Source organism: Helicobacter cappadocius, assembly GCF_030688855.1.
Lineage (GTDB): Bacteria > Campylobacterota > Campylobacteria > Campylobacterales > Helicobacteraceae > Helicobacter_J > Helicobacter_J cappadocius.
The window spans coordinates 64,404-88,844 of the sequence record NZ_JAUYZK010000001.1; the positions used below are offsets into that span (position 1 = coordinate 64,404).

Sequence of the window (24,441 nt, forward strand, 5' to 3'; positions counted from 1 at the left end):
TGAAGTGTTAAGATATTTACTCCCATTTTTGTTGATTTTACCTCTTTTTGCGATAGAAAATAACTTATTCACAGGTTTTGGAGTCGGAGAAGGAACGCATTATCAAACTGATTTTTGGCAACAAACCACTAAAGATAATAGCACTTGTCCTGATGGTCTGTGTATAGGGAATAAAACAACTGGAAGTTATGCCGGTCATCAAGGCAACACTTTTTTTGCGATGATTGGAGATGAAGCTTTTTTTGATAAGTTTAAAATCACAGGTTTGCGTTTTTATGGAAGTATGGAATATGCAAATGTTTCTTTGGGTAGTTTAGATAGTTCGAGCGTAACAGATACTCCTGCTAGAGACAAATCTTTTACTACTTGCACGAATTGTCCCCCTGTTTTTGCTCCACCTAAGACAATGACTACTGGAGTGGTTAAAATGAAAAATGTTTCTACTCCTCAAACAAATCTCTTTGATAACGGAGTTTGGATTAGCTATGCTCTCAATCTTGATTTTTTTATCAACCTTCCGATCGACTCTTTGGTGCAGCTATTTTGGAAAAAAATGCCGTTTTTTAAAGTTGGCGTGTATGCGGGGGGCGGTGTAGAATATGCTACTTTGAGGAGTAATTCTTGGAATAACGAAGAAGTAGGAGTGAATGGAAATCCTTATTTTGCATCTGGAAGTGGATTTTTTGCCAATCTTGGAGGATCTGTTTATTTAGGTAGGCACAATCGCATCAATATAGGAGTAAAAATTCCATATTATGGTCTGAATTCTCAAAATTGGTATGATTACGGAGATACAGATCCGTGGAAACAGCAACTTTTGAGGCAAAATTTTGATATTTCTAAGGGCAAGGAGTGGCGTGTGAGCTATGTTTATTTATTCTAGCTTTCATCTTCTTTGGTGTCATATTCAATAGAACGATCGGTGTTTTGAATTGTTTTGATTCTGTCGATGATATTCCCTCTGCCAATTTTTAAGGTTTTGTTCGCTATTTCATATCTGTTTTGAAGTGTTTCAATACCCTTGCCAATATCATCCATGTGTTTGCAAAAAGTCATCATCTTATTATTGAGTAAATCGAGTTTGGAGATGATATTGTGGTAGTTTTTGTCAATTTGTTCATTTTTCCAGAGGTTATTAATCGTCATCAATATAGACATCAATGTGCTAGGAGAGGTGATAACGACTCTGAGATTATAGGCCTTGTTGAATAAATCCGGATCTGCTCTCATTGCTTCTATAAAAGCTCCTTCAATGGGGATAAACATAATTGTAAAATCAGGGCTTTTGCCTTGAGTTAAGAGATGATATTTTTTGCTTCCAAGCTCAGCGAAATGTGTATTAATATTGTTTAGAAGATTTTTTGTATATTTTGCAATATCTTCTTTTGTTTCTGAAGCTATTAATTCATCATAGGCTATAAGGTTGAGTTTTGCATCTATGATAATCACTCTATCATCTGGGAGATTTAGGACAATATCAGGTTGGTAATGTTTTCCTGAATCTTCATCTTTAAAATTGGATTGTTTGTAATAATGCACACCTTGTATCAAACCATTTTTTTCTAGCAAAGATTCTAAAATCATCTCTCCCCAATTTCCTCTAGTTTTGCTCTCTCCTTTGAGTGCTTTAGTGAGATTAGAAGCTTCTTGTGAGATGGTTTCATTCATTTCTTTTAAGAGTTTGATTTCTGTTAAAAGCCCCATTCTTTCTTTTGTTTGTTCGGTTTTTAGCATTTCAAAGGCTTCTTTGAAATCTTTAATATCTTTTTGAAGAGGTTCTAGAGTTTTGGTTTGAGAATGATTAAAGGCTAGGGTTTTATTTTCCAGAACTTTTTGAGTGAGGTTTTCAAATTCTAACTTTAGATCTTTTTTGATTTTTTCAGTATTGTTTATATCTGATTTTAAAGCATTTATTTTTTCTTCCTCATCAGCTAGACGTTTTTCATAGTATTGTTTTTGTGTATCATTTTGATGACTTAGGTTTTCTATAGTGTTTTGAAGTTTTTCTTGCTCATTTGCTAAGGTTTTTTCATAGTATGTTTTTTGTAGATCAAGCTCTGTAGTGAGGTTGGAAATCTTGATTTTGAATTCGTTTATTTGCGGTGAAATCGAGCGAGATTTTATATGATAAAGCCATAGAAATATCAGAGTAGATGTAAGAATAAGAGATAAAATGACAAAAAAAGCCAACATGCATATCCTTGCAAAATTATATTCTCGAATTATAGAATAAAGGAGCTTATTTCGGCACTATTTTTTGTTTTTTCTTCTTATTTTCTAATGGTAAGGTTTTTTCAAATTCTATAAAATCAAATACTCTGTTTTTGATAGGTTTTTTTTGTTCTTGTGTCTCATCATAGCTTTTCATTTTGTCTAAAAGCTTTTGCATTACAGTTTTTGTAGTTTTTTCATTTTTGCCGCTATAACATAAGATGGATTCAAGGGTTGTAATATCTACAGGATTTTCATCATTTTCTGGATAATCTCGCAAAAAAATCTTATTCTGTATCCGATAAATACTTGTTCTACTTTGAGTTGTTTTATATTTTTTTCCACTTTGTAAAATAAATAAAGTTTCTATTTTTTTCATTCATTCCCTTAATGAATTTTTGTGTTTATTTTAATTTTTTATTGTTTAAAATTTATTTAAAAATATAGATTTGGGACAAATATTTTGCTAGATTTCTCGGGACACTAAAATCTAAATAGTGCGAGAACTTTTAAGTGTAATCAGAAATGCAGGTAGAGCAAAAAGACCTGCAAATATTGGGTTGAGGATAATTCCTAGATGGGCAAAAATAATTCCCCCAATAAATGAAGCAAGGGCGATTCCAACATTGAACGCACCTTCATTTAAGCTGATAGAACTATCCATAAAGCTCGGAGTATATTTTTGAGCACTTATCATTGCTAGGGTTTTTAGAGGGGATATTCCAGCAAATCCAAAAAATCCCATCAAGCATAGATTGATAATAACAAATATCTGAGAGTACGCACTCAAGCTAACAAGAGAATAAACAATAACCTGTCCAAATAAAATTATTCTTAGGGCCATAATTGCACCTTTAGAATCAGTTATTTTCCCACCTACTAGATTTCCAATTACAGCACAGATGCCATATAAAAGTAAAATAATCCCGATGGATTTTTTTTCAAAACCACTGACATTTAAGAGTAAATCAGCCACATATGTATAGAGTACAAATCCAGCTCCACAAGTGCAAATGGTGATAAAATAGCATTTGAGCAAAGGAGGAACTTTTAGAGCCAAATAAAGATTTTTTATATTTGTTTGAGAGCTCTGTAGGTGATTGGGCATAATTAAAAAAACAGCACTAAAAGCAATGCTAGTAAGAATAAAAATCAGTAAAAATACAGCCTTAAAACCAAAAGCTTGACCTACAAAAGTTCCCAGAGGTACGCCTGTAACTAAAGCGATCGTAAGCCCTGAAACCATCACGGCTATAGCTTGGCTTTGTTTCCCTTCTTTTGCAACTTTGACTGCCGCAATCGTGGCAATAACAAAAAATACTCCGTGCATAAATCCCGCAATCAATCTAGCAAACAAACTCAAATAAAAACTATCACTAATCCCAATAATCAGATTTGCAATAGCGAAAATTCCTAAATTGATGAGGAGTTGATTTTTGCGATTAAGTGAGCTTAGAGGAATCGTGAGAAGAGGTGCACCAATCACCACTCCTACGGCATAAAGAGTTACAAGCCAACCTGCTTGAGGCTGTGTGATATTGAAATGATTAGCAATATCAGGGAGTATACCTGCGACGATAAATTCTGTAACACCCATACAAAAGGAACTTAGAGCTAAAGCTAAAATTGCTTTATTGGAAGAATCGAATTTCATTATTTTGTTATCCAGATGATGAACTTGAGTTTTGAATTCTATCTTAAAAATACACATTCTAAATTAAAAATAGTTTTTTAATGTTAAAATAGCCGTATTATAAAAAAAGGAATATATTGAAAAAGATTTTTTTGATTTTCTCTCTTGTGTATTGTATTTCGGGTCTATTTGCTGAAGATTCTCAAGAGAGTGCAAAACCGACTACAAAGGCACAAAAAATACAATCAAAACCTTCTGCAGGAAATATTATAGGGGGGATTGCTATCACGGTAAATGGAGATCCCATAACTCTTTATGAGATAGCACAGACTCAAAAAAAACTAAAAGTTGATAAACAAAAAGCCATTGATGTATTGATCGCTGATAGGATAAAAACTCAAGAAATCAAACGTCTTAACATTAATGTAGATGATGCTAGAGTTGAAGCTGAAATCAAAAATATCGCTAAGCGAAATGGAATGGATTATGATACTTTTATTGCTACATTAATGAAGCAAGGTGTTAATTATGGAAAATATAAAGATGAATTAAAAGAACAGATACAAACCCAAGAGCTTTTAAGAAGCGTTTTACTCTCAAATGTGAATACCGCTGGTGAAACTCAAATGCGTGATTATTACAACAAACATCAAGAAGAATTTAGTATTCCAAAAGAAGTGGAAACAATTCGCTATGTGTCCAAAGATCCTGAGGCATTGAAAAAAGCAATTCAAAATCCTATGATGAAGATTACAGGTGTAGATAGCGGGGAAGAAAAAATTTCTTTAGAATCCTTAAATCCTCAAATAGCTCAAGTTTTTATTCAGACTAAAAACAAGGATTTTACCCCCATACTTAATGCAGGAGAAGGCAGTTATGTATCATTTTTTATCAAAGACAAAGTAGGGACAGTTCAAGTGCCTTTTGCACAAGCTAAAAACTTTATCGCACAAAAACTTGTAGAGGGTAATCAAGATAGAATTTTGGATGAATATTTTGAAAAAATACGAGTGAAGGCAAAAATCAACATTATAAGAGAATGAATTGAAAGACATCGCTTTTATTTATAGGGACCCACTTTTTGGGATCACGATTTTAATCGCTATAATCGCTATTGTCGCATTAGCTGATTATAGTCGCAATCGTAATCGTTCAAAGAAACGTTCACAATCCCTGATAAATCTTGCAAAATCTTACGAATATAGCGGACTTAATGATGGGGTAATGGAGTTTTTATCTTTAGCAAACAACCCAATCCCCACTTTGATGTTTTTAGCACAGACTTATGCTAAAAGTGGCGATAATGAACAAGCAATCAAAATTTATTTGAGTATGCTAGAAAAAACACCTGAATCAAAAGATAAGATACCAATTTTGGAGGCTTTAGGAGCCACTTACTTTAATGCAGGTTTTTTGCAGAGAGCAAAAAATATATTTATTGAAATACTCAAAAGTTATCCCAGAAATTCTAATGCACTTTCTTATTTGATGCGTACTTATGAAAGTATGGGGGAATACAAAAAAGCATTAGAGGTTCTTGATTGTCTTGATGAAGTCGAGTTTGGATCTAGCGATAAAGATCATTTTGGGGATAAAAATAGCCAATATCTCACAAGTTTGGAAATCTCGGAAAATAAGGTTATTTTAGATAGTAAAAACTACCTGTATTTAATGATGCTTATTAATGATAATTTTCTTTCTTTGGCACAAAAACAGTATCAAATCGATTTATTATTTGCAAAAGCACCTTCTTTGCAAAAAATGATACTTTCATATATGAAAACTTATAATCTGCCAATGTTTTGGAATTATATTATCAGGCTTGATTGTGTGGATAATTTTGTGGATTTACTATGGAGTTTTTCCAAAGATGATATTCCTATGAATATACTTAAAGATTCTCAGCAAGTTTTAGATGTATATCGGGCAAAAGGGTATGTTGATGACAAAAAACAATGCGAGATTTTCGAGCTTGAACTCCTAAGACTCTCTCACTATAATACTCACTTAAAAGCCGGAATAGATTTTGAGTATCGCTGTCATAGTTGTAAAAGTATCTTTCCTTTTGATTCTTATCGTTGTCCATCTTGTTCAGAGCTAGGAATGATGGACTTGATTTTAAAACCACGTAAGATGAAAAATAATGAAATCAGTTAAGCTTTTTTGTGATGGTTCTTCTCTTGGAAATCCCGGATATGGTGGGTATTGTGGAATATTGCAATATGCAGATAAAGAAAAAATAATAGCAGGAGGAGAGGAAAATAGCACCAATAATCAAATGGAATTAAAAGCGGTTATAGAATCACTAAAATGCTTAAAAGAACCCTGTAATGTTGAACTTTATAGTGACTCAAAATATGTTTGTGATGGTATCAGTTCCTGGTTAGATGGTTGGGTAAAAAAAGATTTTGATAAAATTAAAAATCCAGATTTATGGAGAGAGTATGTTAGGGTTTCTAGATGCCATCATATCAAAACGATTTGGGTAAAGGGTCATAATGGACATATCGAGAATGAGCGATGTGATAAGATTGCTAAAGAGTGGGCTTTAAAATACAAAAAGGTATCAAATGGACAAAATGACTGATTTTAAATCACTAGAAAAAGATATAGACTACTATTTTAATGATAAGCAATTACTTTTACAAGCACTTACACACAAAAGCCATAAAATTGGCCCAGATAATGAACGATTGGAATTTTTAGGAGATGCTGTTTTAGACTTGGTGGTGGGTGAATTGTTGTTTTATGAGTTTCCACAAAGTACAGAAGGAAATCTTTCAAAAATGAGAGCAGGAGTGGTCAGTGAAAAAGGCTTTATGAAACTCGCACAGTCGATTAACCTAGGTCATTATCTATACATTTCTCAAAGCGAAGAGCAAAATCAAGGACGAAATAAGCCTTCTATTCTTTCTAATGCTTTTGAGGCATTGATGGGTGCTGTGTATCTTGAATCAGGGTTGGAAGATGTTAGAAGAATTGTAAAGATATTATTAGAAAAAGTCTATCCAAATAGGGATTTTCAAAGCTTATCTTTAGATTATAAAACCAGCGTTCAAGAGCTTTCTCAAGCACAATTTTTTGAAATACCTACCTATGAGCTTGTATCTGAAAGTGGTCCTGATCATTGCAAAGAGTTTGAGATGATTCTTTTGATTAGGGGTAAGCAATATGCTAGAGCAAGGGGAAAAAGCAAAAAAGATGCTCAACAAAAATGTGCACAAATCGCTTATGAGAAGTTAAAAAAGGACTAACATGAATACATTTGGACAAAGGTTTAGAGTTAGCACTTTTGGAGAATCTCATGGGGAAGCAATTGGATGTATTATAGATGGGGTTCCTGCAGGTCTTAAAATTGATAAGGTTTTTATCTCTCAAGAGGTGGATAGACGAAAAGGTGGAAAAAATCGCTATAGCACTCCACGAAAAGAAAGCGATGAGGTTGAAATACTTAGTGGAGTTTTTGGAGGAATCAGCACAGGAGCACCTATTGGAATGATAGTAAAAAATAACAATACTAAAAGTGCTGATTATGAAAATATCAAATCTATTTTTCGTCCTGGACATGCAGACTGGACATACTATCACAAATACGGAGTTAGGGATTATCGTGGCGGCGGAAGAAGTTCTGCACGTGAGAGTGTTCTAAGAGTTGCAAGTGGGGCTATTGCAAAGATGTTACTAAAAGAAGTCGGGATTATTTGTGAAGGTGGTATTTATTCAATAGGCACGATTGTTTCAGAAGAGGTAGATTTTGAATATTCTAAACAAAGTGAGATATTTTCTTTAGATAAAAATAAAGAAGAGGCACAAAAAACACTTATTGATAAAGCAAGAATGGCTCATAATAGTATTGGTGGAGTAGCGTTGATTAAGGCTAGAGGGTTGGATGAGAAAATTCCTATAGGACTTGGAGAGCCTTTGTATCATAAACTAGATGGTGCTATAGCTTCTGCTATGATGGGATTAAATGGGGTTAAGGCTGTGGAGATTGGAGATGGTCTTAGATCAGCTGAAGTTTTTGGGAGTGAGAATAATGACTGCATTGATTCTAGTGGTTTTTTGAGCAATCATTCAGGAGGTATTTTGGGGGGGTTGAGCAATGGATCGGATATTTTTGTAAAGGTTTATTTTAAGCCAACCCCAAGTATTTTTTTGGCACAAAAAACATTAGATACAAACGGAAATGAGGTTGTTTGTGAGCTTAGAGGAAGGCATGATCCTTGTATAGCGGTTCGAGGCAGCGTAGTGTGTGAAAGCCTTTTGGCACTAGTTTTGGCAGATATGTTGCTTTTAAATCTTGGAAGCAAAATAGAGCATTTGCATACAATCTATAAATGAAGCTCGTTAATCCAATTCAAGTATATTAAAAGTTTTAAAGGATAAAATTAAACTCATTGCAGTTCATCTGTGATTTAAGGGGTTGGCTATGAGACATTTTTTGACATTAAAGGATTTTACAAAAGAAGAAATCCTTGATATAGTAGATATTGCCATCAGCATTAAAAAAGATTTTCTTCAAGGAAAATCTACGCCACTGATGAAAGATAAGATTTTAGCAATGATTTTTGAAAAAAATTCCACCCGAACTAGAGTGAGCTTTGAAGCAGGAATATATCAGCTCGGAGGGATGGGAATGTTTCTCTCCAGCAAGGATATTCAACTTGGAAGAGGAGAGCCTATCAAAGATAGTGCAAGGGCTATTGGATCAATGGTGGATATGATAATGTTGCGTACCTATGCACAAGAGAGACTCGAAGAATTTGCAGCTTATTCTCCCGTGCCTGTTATTAGTGGTTTGAGTGATTTATTTCATCCAGCACAGCTTATTACAGATTATTTGACAATGATAGAATGTGGAATTTATCTTCAGGATAGAAGGTATGATAATCTCCATATTGCAACCCCAAAAGTTGCTTATATCGGAGATGGTAATAATATGGCAAATTCTTGGCTTATGTTGGCTTCTAAATTAGGGTTTGATATTTCTATTGCTTCTCCTGATGGATATATGCCAGATACAAAAGTCCTAGAAGATGCGATGAAATTCGCTCAAATAAGTGGTGCAAAAATAACCATCACTCATTCCCCAAAAGAAGCTGTGCAAGGATCTAATGTCGTTACAACCGATACTTGGGCATCAATGGGTCAAGAAGATGAAAAAGAGGAAAGAAAAAAGGTATTTAAAGATTATTGTGTGAATGATGATTTAATGTCTTTAGCAGATAAAAATGCAATTTTTTTACATTGCTTTCCTGCTTATCGAGATCAAGAAGTTACCGATAGTGTCGTAGAGGGTCACCAAAGCAGAGTGTTCAAAGAAGCTCAAAATCGGCTTCATGCACAAAAAGGAATTATGGTATGGCTACATCAAAACAGAATATAAAACATTTAAATTCAAGCAATAATGAGGGTTTGTATCGTGGATTAGATTTTCAAAATAATCATATTAATGCTAGAAAAATAGATAGCACAAAAATGCTTTTAGAGCTTCAAAAGGGTGAATTCAGCCCTAAGGAAGCGTGGTTTGTAAAAGATGAAGAAAATAACGAATATGTAGTAGTTCCAGAATCTGTGCTTAAGGGAATTATTCTGACTATCAAGAAGGCATATGAAGACAAACTAAAGGTAGAAATCGAAAGAGATATTATCATTCACACTCCCATTGACTTTGATGATGTTAAAGCAGTGGCAAATACCAAGCTTGAGAAATATCGTAAAAGTGATGGGACTTTGCCTAAGATTGATACACGATCTTTTGTCAATCAAATAAAGAAAGAGTATCCTAATTTATTCTTCAATATTGATGAGTATTTTCGCAAACAAAAATCAAATGGTGACTCCTAAATGATAGACTTCAAAAAATTTGTCAAATATTCAAAGTCCGCTCCACGATATACTAGCTACCCTACCGCAGTAGAGTTTGTGCCAAGTTTTGATGATAAGGCATTGAAAGATTCTTTTATCCGTAATGATAATATTGATGCCTATTCCCAGCACAAGCTTCCACTTTCCTTATATGTGCATCTGCCTTTTTGTAGAAGTGCATGTTATTTTTGTGGATGCAATGTGATATACACGAGCAAAGAAGAAAAAAAAGACCGATACATTGGCTATCTAAAAAAAGAACTTGAAATTCTCAAAAAATATATGAATACAAATCGTGAGGTGGTGCAATTTCACTTTGGTGGAGGAACTCCTACTTTTTTTGACGCCAGACAATTAAAAGAGGTTATTGATTTAGTCAAGAATACATTTCCAAACTTTTCCAAAAATGCTGAAGTAAGCTGTGAGATTGATCCTAGACACTTCAGCGAAGATCAGATGGAGGTTTTGAAAAATAGTGGATTTAATCGACTGAGTTTTGGAGTACAGGATTTTGATGACAAAGTCCAAGAGGCTGTTCATCGCAAACAAAGTGTCGATTTTGTAAGCCGTGCAGTGGATATTGCTAGAAGCTTTGGAATTTCTTCGATTAATTTTGATTTGATTTATGGCTTACCATTGCAAACATATGAAAGTTTTGAAGAAACACTCCAAAAAGTTGTCGATCTCTCGCCCGATCGTTTGGCAGTTTTTAATTATGCTCATGTTCCTTGGATGAAAAAAACGATGCGAAAAATTGATGAAACCACACTTCCTACACCTGATGAGAAACTTAGAATATTGGAACATACCATTGCATTTTTGGAAAAAATGGGTTATAAAATGATAGGGATGGATCATTTTGCAAAAACTACCGACGAACTCTATAAGGCAAGTATAGAAGGCGAACTTCGCAGGAATTTTCAGGGATACACTACGCGAGGATTTTCGCAAACTATTGGCATTGGACTTACAAGTATTGGTGAAGGCAAGGATTATTACACTCAAAATTACAAAGATATGGAAAGTTATGAAAAAGCGATTGACAATGGAGTATTACCAGTAGAGCGCGGGATTAGATTGAGTAATGAGGATATTCTTCGAAAAGAGGTTATTATGGGGTTAATGAATAATCTTAAATTGGATTTTAAAACCATAGAGGAAAAATTTCATATCAATTTCACAGATTATTTCAAAGCAGAATTACAAGAGCTTAGCGAGTATGTTCAATCAGATCTTTTAAATATCACAAAAGAAGGTATTTATACAACTCCAACAGGTGGAATGCTTATTAGGAATATCGCGATGGTATTTGATGAATATCTTCAAAAAATCCCTGCCACTCAAAGAAGATTCAGTAAAAGCGTATGAGTATAGATTTTAAAAGTATTTCCAATGCTTGTGTGAAATGTGGCAAATGTATTCCTAGTTGCACAATCTATCAAATTAATCGTGATGAAAGCACCTCTCCTAGAGGTTTTTTGGATTTACTCGGTGCTTATGAAAGAGGTGATTTGGAGCTTGATAAAAATGCAAAAAATATTTTTGAATCTTGTTTCTTATGCACCACTTGTGTGCAAATCTGTCCCAACACTCTCCCAGTGGATGTAATGATTGAAAAAATTCGTGTGGATATTGCAAAAAAATATGGTATTTCTTGGAGTAAAAAAATATTTTTTTATTTGCTGAGGCATAGAAAAATGATGGATTTTGTCTTTTCTTTTGTCTATTTTGCTGCTCCATGCATTTTTAAAAAAAACCCATCTAATACTAAAAATACATTGCGATTTTCACTACCAAAAGTTCGTAAGAGAACTATATTTCCCTTTTCTTCTAAGAGTTTTTTGCAAAAGCATAAAGGTGAGATTGTCTCAAAAAACACTTCAAAAAATAGAGAACTCACGCATAATAAGGTGGCTATTTTTATTGGTTGTTTGAGTAATTATAATTATGTCAATGTTGGAGAGAGTTTGCTTTTTATCTTGGATAAGATAGGGGTTGATACATTGATTCCAAAACAAGAATGTTGCGGTGCACCAGCTTATTTTTCCGGAGATATTGCTACTGTGAAATACCTTGTCAAAAAAAATATTACTTATTTTGAAGAATTTATCGATAAAATCGATGCTATTTTAATACCAGAAGCCACTTGTGCAGCTATGTTAATAGAGGATTGGAAGCATATTCTTGAGGATGAAGAGCCACAGTGGATACAAAGATTAAATAAGCTAACTCCTAAAATGAAAATGGCTAGTTTTTGGCTAGAAAACAGCACAATACTTCCAGATATTTTACAAAAAATACCATTTCAAGAGAAAAATTTGACTTATCATGATCCTTGTCATGCTCGAAAGGTTTTGAAAATTTACAAAGAGCCTAGAAATTTGTTATCAAAAAATTATTCTTTAGTAGAAATGAGTGATTCAAGTAGGTGTTGTGGATTTGGCGGTATCAGTATGCAGAGTGAAAAATATGATTTAACGCTCAAAGCAGGAATTCCAAAAGCCCAAATGATAAAAGAAAGCAAGGCTCAGATAGTGAGTGCGGAATGCAGTGCTTGTCGTATGCAACTAGATAATGCAATGGATAATTTAGGCGTAAATGCAACATTTTCTCATCCATTAGAGCTCATCGCACAGGCACTAGGAAAATAATTTTCCTTTATTAACGATTGCTTATTATTATTCATTACATAATATCTCGATTTCTCACTATGGAGGGAAGTCTATAATTGTCCCGTTATCGCTAGAAACTTTTATAAAAATGATTATTGATTCTAAAAATGCGATACATGCACCAAAACCTGAGCAAATAAAAAACATATTTGAAATGTCAAGAAAAATTGCTGAAAAATCAAAAGATGAAAATCAATGGTATGAAAATATCAACCACCTAGCACTCAATTGGCTAAAAACAAAAGAAATCAATGAATTATAAAAATAAAAAGATGAGTATTATGATCAACGATCATTAAAAGTGGTGGCTTGAGGCGGAATCGAACCACCGACACGGAGATTTTCAGTCTCCTGCTCTACCGACTGAGCTATCAAGCCAAAGATAAAGGGTGTAATTATTCCCAAAAACCCTTGAAAAATAACTTAAATATGCTCTTTATAAAGTTATTTTGTGTGTAATGTCTAAAAAGCTATAATTCCAACATTTACTTTAGAATCAAAGGAATCAATATGAAGTTAATATCTTGGAATGTAAATGGTCTTAGAGCCTGTATGAACAAAGGATTTATGGATTTTTTTAATCTCATAAATGCAGATATTTTCTGCATACAAGAATCGAAAATGCAAAAAGATCAGGCTGATTTTGAAATTAAAGGCTATGAGGAATATTGGAATAGTGCAGAAAAAAAAGGTTACTCAGGGGTTGTGATCTTCTCAAAAACTAAACCACTTTCGGTGACTTATGATATGGGCATAGAACATCATGACAAAGAAGGACGGATCATTAGTGCTGAATACAAAGATTTTTATTTGGTGAATGTCTATACTCCAAACTCCAAACGAGAACTTGAGAGACTTTCCTACAGAATGGAATGGGAGGATGATTTTAGAAAATTTCTCAAAAATCTAGAAAAGAAAAAGCCTGTTATTATTTGCGGTGATTTAAATGTAGCTCATCAAGAAATTGATCTAAAAAACCCAAAGACTAATCGAAAAAATGCTGGTTTTACTGATGAAGAAAGAGAAAAATTTACCCAATTACTACAAGCAGGTTTTACAGATACATTCAGATATTTTTATCCAAATTTACAGGGGGCTTATAGCTGGTGGAGCTATATGGGGAAAGCTAGAGAAAACAATACGGGTTGGAGAATTGACTATTTTTTATGTTCCAAAATTCTAGAAAAGAGACTAAAAAATGCAAAAATACATCCTGAAGTGATGGGTAGTGATCACTGTCCAGTTGAACTCGAACTTGATTTCTAAAAGGCTTATCCGTTAAGATCATAAGGAGTGATTTGATACACATAGTAATTAAGCCAATTGCTAAAAATCAAACTCGCACCTGATCGCCAGTTCATAATGACTTCATTATATTGTTTAAAATAATTTTTAGGCTCTGCTATCTGTATATCTGCATTTCTATCGCGTTGATATTCTTCCTCTAATGTATTTTTGTCATATTCTAAATGCCCGATGATAAATATTTTTTTATTGTCATTGGATTTTATAATCCCAACTCCAGCTTCTTGGCTTTCGCACAAAACAAGAAGTTCTGGACAATTTTTCAGTTTTGTTTGATTGACTTCACTGTGCCTAGAATGAGGCATGTATATTAAATCATCACAACCCATAAAAAGAGGATCTAGTGGTCTAATCTTTTTATTAGGAAAAATTCCAAAGACTTTTTGATTTAAATTTTTTTTAGGTATTCCATAGTAATAATACAATCCAGCCAAAGCACCCCAACAAATGTAAATAGCACTGTTTGTATTTGCATCAATAAAATCAAAAACCTCTTTCATTTCTTCCCAATAAGCTACCTCTTCATATTCCATCAACTCTACAGGAGCTCCAGTAACAATAAATCCATCAAATTTTTTGTGTTTATCAAACTTCTTGTAAAATTTATCTAAATGTGATTTTGGGGTGTTTTTGCCCTCATAAGAACTGGTTGCAAATAAAGTAATATTTACCTGAAGTGGAGAATTGGCAAGTAATCTTATGAGTTGGCTTTCAGTTTTGATTTTGGTTGGCATTAGATTAAAAATAGCAATCTCAATAGGTCTGATATCCTGAGACATAGCCCTGTTTGAAGACATCACAAATACATTTTCATCATCAAGAATCTTAAAGGCTGGAATATCTTTGGGAATAATCACTGGCATTATCTCTTCCTTCAATAAGATTGACATCTAGAATCTATAATAAACACATATTGTGTTTATTATAGAAAAGAATTGTAAATATGCCTTTTATTTTTTATGATAGATTTTTCATTGTAGAGGGTAAGCTTTCAACATACAAACTCTGACTTGGAAAAGCAAAGCTCAAATCATTGGATTCCACAATTTTCATTATTTCAAGCATAATCTCCTCTTTAACTTGCAAAAATTCTGCCCAAGCAACTGTTTTGGTAAAACAATAAATGAGAATATTTATCGAACTAGGTGCAAATTCATCAATAAAAACCATTAAGGTGCTCTTATATCCTAAATAATCATCCATCGAGACAATATCTTTCTTAAATGCTGCTTGATATTCTATCGCTCCACGTTCGTCATCAGATTTAGATATATAAGGACTATGGGTGAGTAGCTCTCTAATTTGAACAACACATCTCTCTAACTTTTCACGAGGAGAATCATAGGTAAGTCCTATATTCATCTTCATTCTCCTGCCAACCTTTCTGCGATTCCAATTTCTAATAGCTTTGTTTGCAAGTTCTGAGTTGGGAACAAACAACAAGGCATTATCAAAAGTTCTCACTGTTGTGCGTCTTAGCCCCATTTCTACAACAGTCCCCTCAATATCCCCACAGACAATCCAATCCCCTTGAGAAAAAGAATTATCAAATAGCAACATAACTGATGCAAAAAAATTCGCCAACATATCTTTAACAGCCAAAGCAACAGCTAGTCCGCCTATTCCCAAAGAAGCTACTATTGTAGAAATATTAAATCCCAAATGTTTCAAGATAGCTAAAAGAGCAAAAACAACCACAATAAAATAGATAATTTTTAAAATCAGATTGATAACTTCCTTGCGAAAGCCATCAGAACTTTTCTGTGCAATACTAGAGATAAATGCACCCCCATAACCCTTTAACAATGAAATAATAAACCACGCAAATAAAACAATATATATTACTCCAAACCACACTTGAACTCTTGGAGAAACGATATTAGGGTAATATAAAATATCCAAAGAAATATCAATACTCCAAAAAAGCAAAAACCACGAAATGGGCTTTGTAATATCGTTACGAATCTTGTTTTGAATTTCTTCATTATGTCTAGTAAATTTCACAAAAAAATCTACAATTCTAAGCACGATTCTCGCTACAATTTTCCTACAAGCAAGCAAGACTATCAATGTAAATAGCGATAGAACAATCTTTGCGAAGATAAAGTTATGCGTATTAAGTGGAATATAATCATCTATTTTTTGTAAAATCTTCTCCATTCCTATATTCATTATTTCATTTTTAGGAAGGATATTTTGAGCATGATCCTGAAAATAGGTCAATATCTCAGTGTAAGTTTCAAGTTTTGCTCTATATTCATCAAGCTGATTTTGCAAAATTTGTTTTTGACTCTCACTTAGCTCATTAGGAATCAAAAACTTTGTATTCAATTTCTCATCTAAGCTCATCAAATAAGGAGAAATGATATTGATAATATCTTCTTTTTGACTCAAAAATCCTAGATTTTTGCGAAGTTTTTCTAATACATTATACATTTGTTCATCTAAAATCAACATATCTAATGAGATTTTATTCAAAAGCAAGGAATAATTATCGCTTATGTGAGCATTTTTTTCAATATCAAGCTTTACTTTTTCTTGCTTTTGTTTATTTTGAGAAATATCAATACCTATCTTTTCTTTAGAATCAGTAATTTTTGCAGTAAGTTCTCTCATCAAATTTATTTTTTGTTCATTATAGACTTTAGCTTTTTGAGGATTATCTTTGTATGTATCAAGGGTGCGATTAATGTGATCAATTTGTTTGAGTATCACATACAAATCTACAAAATTAGAATCTTCATCTGCTTTTAAAGAGCTCAATAAAAATACACAAAAAAACACCGAAATAAATGCTAGAATAATCTTTTTCATCATAGTTCCTTATTATCTTGTAAATTATCTTCTAAAACATATTGCTTAAAAAGTTCACCTCTTTGTTTATATGAGCTAAACTGATCTAAACTCGCAGCTGCTGGGGATAGAAGTGCAACATTATCTATTTTTAAAGCTTGTTTAATATTATCAATTGCATTTTTAAGATGACCACACATGTGCATTTTGACACCATACTCCTTACTAAGATCAAAAAGTTTTTCTTCATTGCTTCCGATTCCAAAAACTTCTATATCGAAGGATTTTATAAGCTCAAAAATTGGTCTTTGATCTGCCCCTTTATCATCCCCGCCCAATATCAAAAAAATCTTTTTATTTTTATAACGTTTAATCGCTTCTAAAGTAGCATCTACATTTGTTCCTTTGCTATCATCTACCCATAAACGAGAGTTCATATCTAAGAATTCCTCTATGCGATGTTTGCCTATCTTAAATGTATTGAGCGTTTTTACATCAGCTATCCCAAACAAAACTTTGCTTGCACAAAGTGCCAATAAACCATCGAGCAAAAAGGGTTCTGAAAATTCAATATCTTTTATTTGTATTCCTAATTCTTTCGCTAGACTCTGTGAATCCTCATAAAAAATAATTGTTCCTTTGTAATCCTTTACTTCTTGTGCTTGAGATAGTTCTTTTGGAATGATGGCATAGCCTTCAGAATCCATTAGTTTTAACGGTTTTAGTTTATCCCTCATATATGCTTCAAAACTCCCGTGCCAACTGATATGATCCTCCCTTACAGGCAATAATAGATATAGTTTTGGATAAGCTTTTTGAGTATAATGAATACTAAAAGAACTACTCTCTAATACCCATAAAGAATCTTTATTCATAAAAAGTTCCCCAAGAGGCGTACCAATATTCCCGCCACTTCTCGCTCTATGGTTTTGAAGCAAAAGCGTGAGCATCTCGGTAGTAGTGGTCTTACCATTTGTTCCACTGATCCATACAGTTAATGGAGAATAATCCTTATCAAACAAAGAATAAAAATAATCGTACTCACTGATAGGATTTTTTGCCTTTAAAATAAGTGGATGATAAGGAGGAATACCCGGACTTAAGATTTCAAGTTCAGAGTTTTCTGGCCTAAAACAAGCAGAAGGCAAAAGCAAATTTCCAAACTCATCATAAGATTGCTCAGAGAATTTATCATCAAAAATAACACATTTTTGATCCTGTTTTGCCAAAAATTTCACGATAGGCTTAGTTGTAACTCCATAACCAAAGATAGAAATTTTTTTCATTCTCTCTACCTTATCTTAATGCTCATTAATGCAATAATATTACTCAAAATTGCAATTAACCAAAACCTTACAATAATTTTATTTTCCGCCCAACCTTTAGCCTCAAAATGATGATGAATAGGTGCCATTAAAAAAATTCTCTTTTTGCGCGTTTTATAGCTTCCTACCTGAAGAATAACAGAAAGTGTTTCAATCACAAAAATAGATCCTATAAGAATTAGCAGTATTTCATTATTTGAAACGATAGCCATATAAGCAATAAATCCTCCTATTCCTAAACTTCCGCTATCTCCCATAAAAACCTGTGCTGGATGACAGTTGTACCACAAAAATCCAAAAAGCGATCCAATTAAAGCCATCGATACAACAAATAGCTCTCCAGCATCAACTACCCGAGGCCATAAAAGATACCTAGAAAGTTCTGCATTCCCTGCAATATAAACAAATACAGATAGAGACAACAATGCACAAATACTAGGAACAGTGGCTAAGCCATCAAGTCCATCGGTAATATTTACAGCATTAGTTGTTGCTAAAAATACCAAAGTCCAAAATACAATCGCCAAACCTGGATAATCCCCCAAATAAAATAGTGGTTTTTTCATAAAAGGCATATATAAACTTGAATCCAATCCATTTGCACTCAAAGCAATTGAAACAAGTGCTGCAACGATAAAAAGTAGAATAAATTTTAGCCTAGCACTCATTCCGCTATTTTTTTTTGCTGCGATTTTCATATAATCATCTCTTGCACCAATAAAGCCAAATGCAATCAAAACAATAAGTCCTAAAAGCACGTAATTATTAAGCTTGACACTCAAAACAGATGCAATAACAGTCGATAATAAAAACACAATACCCCCCATTGTAGGAGTATTTACCTTAGACTGATGAGCGGGAACAAAGGCTGATATAGGTTGATTTGCTTTTTTTGCTTTAGCCCACTTAATAAAATAAGGCATCAAAAATGCACACAAGAAAAATGCTAGGAAAAAACTCACTCCGGCTCTAAAGGTTAGATATTGAAAAACATTGATACCAAAACCCGAATATAAATAATACAACATAGACATCCCTAAATTTTTGATTTGAAATTATAAATCAGTTTTCACTTAAAACTGATTTATTTTCTCAGGTTTATTGAATAAAAAACCTCTTCCTGTAGTAAAATATCATCCAAGAACAAAGAAAGGAAAAAAGAATGCTCTCAAAAGACATCGTAACATACTCAAGAATTCGTTATGAACTCAGAGCATATATCTGCTATCTTTTTACTCAAAATATCAAGAACTATATGCCTGGAACAAGTTTGGATTCTATCATATATGCAGCAAAAAAAATACAAAACGAAATCCATGCGTTTGATTGTATTTATATCTTAGACTCCAAGGGCAACCAAATAGGTGAAAATATTTCCTACAACCAAAATTTCCATCATGATGAGGGTGAAAATTTTTCCGATAAGGCTTACTATTATGAAGCCATAAAAGAGCAGAAATGTATTATTACCAATCCATATCCCACAAGATTTGATGGGAAATTAGTAGTAACTTCCTCTTATCCTGTTTATAATGACAATCGCGAACTACTTTTTATTGTTTGCATCGATATACCACTCCAAGAAGCTATTAATATAAGTTCCCCTAGTAGATTTTATGACATTTTCGCAAATTTTAGCATCGTGATGTATTTTTGTCTCTCTACAATGCTAACTCTTATATCTATATTGCTCTTCATTAAAGGTATTGCCAGTTTTTGGACAGCAACGGTTCACTTCAGAAGCTTTGATATTAAAGAAGTCTTTGAATCTACAATATTACTCACACTTTCACTTGCGATATTTGATCTAGTAAAAGCAATATTTGAAGAGGAAGTTTTAGGAAAAAATAGCGGGGACAACCATCGGGCAATCCACAAAACAATGATTCGTTTCTTGGGATCTATTGTTATAGCTTTAGCCATAGAAGCATTAATGCTAGTATTTAAATTCACCATCAGCGAACCTGATAAAATTATTTACGCTGTGTATCTTACCGGTGCAGTTTCAATGCTTTTATTAGGATTATCGGTATATGTCAAATTCGCTTATGGAGCAATGGATAGAGATGAAAGAAGAAATTAATGTTTCTTCTTTGATTTTGCAACTGCTTCATGACAAGCTGAAATAATAGCACCTCTAACAGCCTTATCCTCTAACACATAAAGACCTTCTATGGTTGTTCCGCCTGGACTTGTTATAGAAGAGATAATTTCATCAGGAGTTTGTTCAAGCAAAAGATGGGCAAAGCCATCAAAAGTTGCACGAACTAAATTTAAAGCATCCTCTCTTCTGATTCCTTCCCTCACTCCAGCATCTACCAAAGCTTGTGCAATGAGTGCCAAAAATGCTGGGGAACTTCCTCCAGTAGCTATAGAGGCATCTACCAAAGCTTCAGAATCCACAAAAACAGCCTTTCCAAAACTAGATAAAATTTCACTAGCTTCTTCTTTAATATCTCCTTGAACACACACTGCCGTCGATGATTTTTGATACCTAGCTCCAACATTAGGCATCACTTTTGCATAGTGATTTGAATGAATATGTTCTTTGAGTGTTGCGATATCTACTCCAGCCATGACGCTATAAACTGAACTTGCGTTTCCTTGATATTGAAAATTTCCTAAAGCATAGGGCTTAACACATAACATTACGATTTTTTCATTCACATTAATTAAAGAGTTGTTAGAATGTATTGTAGCAATATTTTCAAGATGATTTTCTCTTATGAAGTTTTGAGCTTTTTTTGGATCTCTACCCGCAATCTCAATAACATACTTTGTTTTTAAATCACTACTAGCAATTCCACAAGCAATAGCCTTTGCCATACTTCCATATCCTACGAAAAGCAGAGTCTTTTTCATTGTAATCCTTACTGTATTTTTATTCATTATAAAAAGATTTCTTAAATATCAAGCTAATTTCTAAAGGTTTCTGAATTTCAAAACAAGAAAAAATAAAAAGTCAAAAAATCGCATCAATCGAGCGATTAAGGGATTATTTCTGCTCTGACTGGTAATAATTAGAAATGGATTCTGCTAATCCGTACTGAGGATATTTCAAGCTATCTAGTACAACTTGACCCATTGTATGATTATCAAAATTAAAAATAACAGGGGCTAGAAAGTTAATAGTAGAGTTTTGAATAGGTGTCTGAATAACCATTATATTAGCCGTGAATATATTCTTACTACTTTCTAGATCAAGCAAAAGTTTCAATGCAACAGGCACATCAAATTCATATTCCCTCAATACAAAAGGATTAATAAGAGTGAAAACAGGAACTTCATCATCTGCATTACTCAAACGGATGAAAATATCATCTATCTTTTCTAGTTTCATTTTTGTGACTTTTTCAAATCCCAAAATCGGCGATTTCACATCAAAAATCATTCGTTAAACCTCATATTTTGACTTATTCTACTAAACTATTTTAAGCAAATCTTATCATTAATTCTCCACATTCTACCTAAATTTCAAATTAAAAATCAATTTTATCGCTATGATTTTCTAAAATGATTGAAATATATAAGGTATAATAGCACAATTTTAACTCGCAATAAAATAGGCACTAGGAGTTTTATGAACTATAGAAAAATTGTGTGTTTAGTCCTTCCGATTATTGTATTTATCGGCTGTGCAAAAACAAATACCGAGTACAACAAACCAGCTATGTATTGGTATCAGGGTATTTTAAAAGAAATTAAATTTGGTAACCTTGAAGGAGCAGACAATTATTACTCTTCGCTTCAAAGCGAACATATCAACTCTCCACTTCTTCCAGATGCCATGCTCATTTTAGGGCAAGCCCATATGAGCCAAGAGGAATATATATTGGCAGAATTTTATTTTGATGAATATCTCAAAAGATATGGGACAATAAAAAATGCTGATTATATAGCTTTTTTAAAACTTAAATCGCATTATTACGCTTTTAAAAATCAAAGCAAGGATCAAGAATTTGTTACAGATACCATCCAGGCGTTAGATGATTTTGTAAATAAATATCCTAATAGTCGTTATATTCCTTATGTTGAATATATGCAAGTAAAATTCGTTCTGGGTCAAAATGAACTCAATAAAGCAATCGCAAATGTCTATAAAAAACAGCATAAAAAAGAAGCTGTACAAAAATACCTAGATAGAATTGATGAAGATCTCGAAAAAGAAGCCCACCCAACACCATCACATATCCCTTGGTATGTGTTTATATTTAACTGGTAAGGAATTTGATGCAAATAAGTAATTATGGGAGTTTTCCCAGCGTAATCCCTGTTATTATTGAAGAAGAAGCGTTTATGTATCCTTTTATGATTACGCCTATTTTTGTCACTGATGAGGCCAATATCAAAGCTGCCAATAAGGCATTAGAACAGAATGATTTAGTTTTTGTGAGCTGTGCAAAAAATTCTGAGGAACAGAAAAAATCTCAAAATAGCTTCTATGACGTAGGGGTTATCGGTAGCTTGATGAGAAAAGTTGCTCTCCCTGATGGCAGGGTAAAACTTCTTTTTCAAGGCATTGCAAAAGGAAAGATTATTTCTATACAAGATGAAAATCCACTTCAAGCTTTGGTAGATGTGATTATTTACAAAGATTATGATCCTGAAAAAATCAATGCTATTATGGCAATTTTACGCGAAAAAGTCATCGCTCTTGCAAATATCAGCCATTTTTTTCCACCCGACCTTCTTAAAGCTGTAGATGAAAACGACGATCCTAATCGAATCGTAGATCTTATAGCTTCAGCACTTCGCCTAAAAAAAGATCAATCTTACAAGCTTTTTTCTAGCAATGACACTGAAGAAAGACTTTTGCTTTTAATAGATTTTGTCATCGAAGAAACTCAAACTCAAAAACTCCAAAAAGAAATCAAGAGCAAGGTTCATAATAAGATAGAACAAATAAATAAAGAATATTTCCTTAAAGAACAACTCAAGCAAATTCAAAAAGAGCTTGGTGTAGATAAACAACGAGATGAAGAGATAGATCAATATTTTAAAAAACTAGAAAAAATCAAGCCTTTTATGGAAGAAGATGCGTATAAGGAAGTCAAAAAGCAAATAGACCGTCTCAGCAGAATGCACCAAGACAGTGCTGATGCAAATATCGTCCAAAATTACATCGAATGGGTTCTTGAGATTCCATTTGGAAAGATTGGAAAGAAAAAATTATCCATAAAAAATGTTCAAAAACAACTTAATTTAGATCATTACTCTTTGAATAAGCCAAAAGAACGTATTGTGGAATATTTTGCTATTAGAGAACTTCTTGCTCTTAGAGATAAGACTAACAATAAAGGAAAGGGGACGATCTTGTGTTTTTATGGTCCTCCAGGTGTTGGGAAAACAAGTTTGGCAAACTCTATCGCCAAAGCTATCAAAAGACCTTTGGTTAGGATTGCACTAGGAGGACTTGAGGATGTCAATGAATTGCGTGGTCATAGACGCACTTACTTAGGAGCTATGCCAGGAAGAATTATTCAAGGACTCATTGAGGCTAAAGAGATGAATCCTGTTATGGTCTTAGACGAAATAGATAAAGTAGGCAGAAGTATGCGAGGAGATCCCACAAGTGTTCTATTGGAGATTTTAGACCCAGAGCAAAATGTTGCTTTTAGGGATTATTACACCAATTTTAATATTGACCTCTCCCAAGTTATTTTTATCGCTACTGCAAATGATATCTTCAATATACCTGCTCCACTGCGAGATAGGATGGAATTTATTAGTGTTTCAAGCTATACACCTCAAGAAAAAGAAGAAATCACAAAAAAATACCTTATCCCTCAAGAACTCAAAAAACATGCCTTGAAAAGTGAGGAAATTTCTTTTACACAAGAAGCCATTAAACTTATCATCGAAAAATACACTCGTGAAGCTGGGGTAAGAAATTTACGTAGAAATATTGCCACAATTATGCGCAAGTGTGCGAGAAAAATCTTAGAGTCAAAAGATAAGATCAAAAAAACCATCATCACTCCGAAAAATCTGCCTGAATATCTTGACAAAATAGTTTTTGAAATCGACAGCATAGATAAGGAAAACAAAGTTGGCATTGTAAATGGACTTGCTTGGACAAGTGTAGGTGGCGATGTTTTAAAACTAGAAGCTATCAAAATAAAGGGCAAGGGCACTCTCACGCTTACAGGAAGTTTAGGAGATGTAATGAAAGAATCCGCCAGGATCGCCTTTTCAGTCATTAAAGTATTGATTGACTCAGAGATCATAAAAACCCCTGCAATAAAACCAAAGAAATCTAAAAAAACAGATGAAGAAACCCAAATCTATAATTTATATGATATTCATTTACATGTTCCTGAAGGTGCTACCCCCAAAGATGGACCTAGTGCTGGAATCGCTATGGCAAGCGTAATTGCTTCAATTCTTTGCGAGAAAAAAACCCGATCTGATGTAGCAATGACCGGAGAACTGACGCTCACAGGAAATGTGCTGCCTATCGGGGGACTTAAAGAAAAACTCATTGCTGCTCACAAAGCTGGAATAAAAACAGCCCTGATACCTCAAAAAAACTATACTAGAGATCTAAAAGACATACCTGAAGAAGTAAAAAAAGAGATGAAAATTATCGCTGTCAATAAAATCGAAGATGTTCTTAGAGAAATTCTCGTTTAAA

Annotated in this window: 24 protein-coding genes and 1 tRNA gene; 15 read left to right on the plus strand and 10 right to left on the minus strand. The window is 33.4% G+C overall.

Features of this window, described 5'->3' with window-relative positions; genetic code table 11:
• The first annotated feature begins 4 nt into the window (after window positions 1-4).
• Entirely contained in the window at window positions 5-883 is an 879-nt protein-coding gene (locus Q5I06_RS00295; protein ID WP_305516204.1) for an outer membrane beta-barrel protein, read from the plus strand.
• Here the strand turns inward: Q5I06_RS00295 and Q5I06_RS00300 are convergent.
• The 3 genes from Q5I06_RS00300 to Q5I06_RS00310 form a co-directional block, all read right to left on the minus strand.
• On the minus strand, window positions 880-2,193 hold the full coding sequence (locus tag Q5I06_RS00300; protein WP_305516205.1) for a DNA recombination protein RmuC: 1,314 nt from the start codon (window positions 2,191-2,193) through the stop codon (window positions 880-882). The two genes, Q5I06_RS00295 and Q5I06_RS00300, sit on opposite strands and share 4 nt — an antisense overlap.
• A gap of 46 nt (window positions 2,194-2,239) precedes the next feature.
• Window positions 2,240-2,590 carry a hypothetical protein gene (locus Q5I06_RS00305; protein WP_305516206.1) on the minus strand — a complete coding sequence of 117 codons (351 nt, stop codon included), beginning with the start codon at window positions 2,588-2,590 and terminating at the stop codon, window positions 2,240-2,242.
• 111 nt (window positions 2,591-2,701) lie between these two features.
• Window positions 2,702-3,865: an MFS transporter gene (locus Q5I06_RS00310; protein ID WP_305516207.1), complete on the minus strand. Its 1,164-nt coding sequence runs from the start codon at window positions 3,863-3,865 to the stop codon at window positions 2,702-2,704.
• Window positions 3,866-3,981: 116 nt separating this feature from the next.
• On the opposite strand from Q5I06_RS00310, the gene Q5I06_RS00315 reads away from it, so the two are divergent.
• From Q5I06_RS00315 to Q5I06_RS00360, 10 genes are all read left to right on the plus strand, one after another.
• On the plus strand, window positions 3,982-4,887 hold the full coding sequence (locus tag Q5I06_RS00315) for a SurA N-terminal domain-containing protein (protein WP_305516208.1): 906 nt from the start codon (window positions 3,982-3,984) through the stop codon (window positions 4,885-4,887).
• Between the two features lies 1 nt (window position 4,888).
• A complete protein-coding gene (locus Q5I06_RS00320; protein WP_305516209.1) occupies window positions 4,889-6,001 on the plus strand; it encodes a hypothetical protein in 1,113 nt (370 codons plus the stop codon).
• Window positions 5,988-6,431: a ribonuclease HI gene (rnhA, locus tag Q5I06_RS00325; protein WP_305516210.1), complete on the plus strand. Its 444-nt coding sequence runs from the start codon at window positions 5,988-5,990 to the stop codon at window positions 6,429-6,431. Before Q5I06_RS00320 ends, rnhA begins: the two co-directional genes overlap by 14 nt.
• Complete coding sequence (rnc, locus tag Q5I06_RS00330) at window positions 6,424-7,098, plus strand: ribonuclease III (RefSeq protein WP_305516403.1); 675 nt, start codon at window positions 6,424-6,426, stop codon at window positions 7,096-7,098. The genes rnhA and rnc overlap by 8 nt, the downstream gene beginning before the upstream one ends.
• A 1-nt stretch (window position 7,099) precedes the next feature.
• Window positions 7,100-8,185 carry a chorismate synthase gene (gene aroC / locus Q5I06_RS00335; RefSeq protein ID WP_305516211.1) on the plus strand — a complete coding sequence of 362 codons (1,086 nt, stop codon included), beginning with the start codon at window positions 7,100-7,102 and terminating at the stop codon, window positions 8,183-8,185.
• An 88-nt stretch (window positions 8,186-8,273) separates the two neighbouring features.
• A complete protein-coding gene (argF, locus tag Q5I06_RS00340) occupies window positions 8,274-9,230 on the plus strand; it encodes an ornithine carbamoyltransferase (protein ID WP_305516212.1) in 957 nt (318 codons plus the stop codon).
• Window positions 9,206-9,691, plus strand: a complete 486-nt coding sequence (locus Q5I06_RS00345; protein WP_305516213.1) for a DUF2603 domain-containing protein — start codon at window positions 9,206-9,208, stop codon at window positions 9,689-9,691. The genes argF and Q5I06_RS00345 overlap by 25 nt, the downstream gene beginning before the upstream one ends.
• Entirely contained in the window at window positions 9,692-11,080 is a 1,389-nt protein-coding gene (gene hemN / locus Q5I06_RS00350; RefSeq protein ID WP_305516214.1) for an oxygen-independent coproporphyrinogen III oxidase, read from the plus strand. It abuts the gene before it with no gap.
• Entirely contained in the window at window positions 11,077-12,363 is a 1,287-nt protein-coding gene (locus tag Q5I06_RS00355; RefSeq protein ID WP_305516215.1) for a (Fe-S)-binding protein, read from the plus strand. The genes hemN and Q5I06_RS00355 overlap by 4 nt, the downstream gene beginning before the upstream one ends.
• Window positions 12,364-12,472: 109 nt before the next feature.
• The gene (locus Q5I06_RS00360) at window positions 12,473-12,646 is read left to right on the plus strand and encodes a hypothetical protein (RefSeq protein WP_305516216.1); all 174 of its coding nucleotides are present in this window, start codon (window positions 12,473-12,475) and stop codon (window positions 12,644-12,646) included.
• 40 nt (window positions 12,647-12,686) lie between these two features.
• Here Q5I06_RS00360 and Q5I06_RS00365 read toward each other — a convergent pair.
• A tRNA-Phe gene (locus Q5I06_RS00365) sits at window positions 12,687-12,762 on the minus strand.
• 132 nt (window positions 12,763-12,894) lie between these two features.
• Between Q5I06_RS00365 and Q5I06_RS00370 the strand changes: the two genes are divergently transcribed.
• The gene (locus Q5I06_RS00370; RefSeq protein ID WP_305516217.1) at window positions 12,895-13,650 is read left to right on the plus strand and encodes an exodeoxyribonuclease III; all 756 of its coding nucleotides are present in this window, start codon (window positions 12,895-12,897) and stop codon (window positions 13,648-13,650) included.
• A gap of 5 nt (window positions 13,651-13,655) precedes the next feature.
• Here the strand turns inward: Q5I06_RS00370 and Q5I06_RS00375 are convergent, their stop codons facing one another.
• The 4 genes from Q5I06_RS00375 to mraY form a co-directional block, all read right to left on the minus strand.
• Window positions 13,656-14,552, minus strand: coding sequence for a homoserine O-succinyltransferase (locus tag Q5I06_RS00375; RefSeq protein WP_305516218.1), 897 nt, complete (start codon window positions 14,550-14,552; stop codon window positions 13,656-13,658).
• 94 nt (window positions 14,553-14,646) lie between these two features.
• Window positions 14,647-16,503, minus strand: a complete 1,857-nt coding sequence (locus Q5I06_RS00380) for a mechanosensitive ion channel domain-containing protein (RefSeq protein WP_305516219.1) — start codon at window positions 16,501-16,503, stop codon at window positions 14,647-14,649.
• The gene (gene murD / locus Q5I06_RS00385; RefSeq protein ID WP_305516220.1) at window positions 16,503-17,768 is read right to left on the minus strand and encodes a UDP-N-acetylmuramoyl-L-alanine--D-glutamate ligase; all 1,266 of its coding nucleotides are present in this window, start codon (window positions 17,766-17,768) and stop codon (window positions 16,503-16,505) included. The genes Q5I06_RS00380 and murD overlap by 1 nt, the downstream gene beginning before the upstream one ends.
• 5 nt (window positions 17,769-17,773) lie before the next feature.
• Window positions 17,774-18,835, minus strand: a complete 1,062-nt coding sequence (mraY, locus tag Q5I06_RS00390; RefSeq protein ID WP_305516221.1) for a phospho-N-acetylmuramoyl-pentapeptide-transferase — start codon at window positions 18,833-18,835, stop codon at window positions 17,774-17,776.
• Between the two features lie 134 nt (window positions 18,836-18,969).
• On the opposite strand from mraY, the gene Q5I06_RS00395 reads away from it, so the two are divergent.
• Entirely contained in the window at window positions 18,970-19,890 is a 921-nt protein-coding gene (locus Q5I06_RS00395; RefSeq protein WP_305516222.1) for a PDC sensor domain-containing protein, read from the plus strand.
• Here the strand turns inward: Q5I06_RS00395 and proC are convergent.
• Together proC and fliW are read right to left on the minus strand one after the other, a co-directional pair.
• On the minus strand, window positions 19,887-20,669 hold the full coding sequence (proC, locus tag Q5I06_RS00400; protein WP_305516223.1) for a pyrroline-5-carboxylate reductase: 783 nt from the start codon (window positions 20,667-20,669) through the stop codon (window positions 19,887-19,889). The genes Q5I06_RS00395 and proC overlap by 4 nt on opposite strands.
• Window positions 20,670-20,802: 133 nt before the next feature.
• Window positions 20,803-21,198: a flagellar assembly protein FliW gene (gene fliW / locus Q5I06_RS00405; RefSeq protein WP_305516224.1), complete on the minus strand. Its 396-nt coding sequence runs from the start codon at window positions 21,196-21,198 to the stop codon at window positions 20,803-20,805.
• A gap of 189 nt (window positions 21,199-21,387) precedes the next feature.
• Between fliW and Q5I06_RS00410 the strand changes: the two genes are divergently transcribed.
• Both Q5I06_RS00410 and lon read left to right on the plus strand, forming a co-directional pair.
• Complete coding sequence (locus Q5I06_RS00410; protein ID WP_305516225.1) at window positions 21,388-22,029, plus strand: outer membrane protein assembly factor BamD; 642 nt, start codon at window positions 21,388-21,390, stop codon at window positions 22,027-22,029.
• Between the two features lie 8 nt (window positions 22,030-22,037).
• Window positions 22,038-24,440, plus strand: coding sequence for an endopeptidase La (lon, locus tag Q5I06_RS00415; RefSeq protein WP_305516226.1), 2,403 nt, complete (start codon window positions 22,038-22,040; stop codon window positions 24,438-24,440).
• Window position 24,441 lies beyond the last annotated feature (1 nt).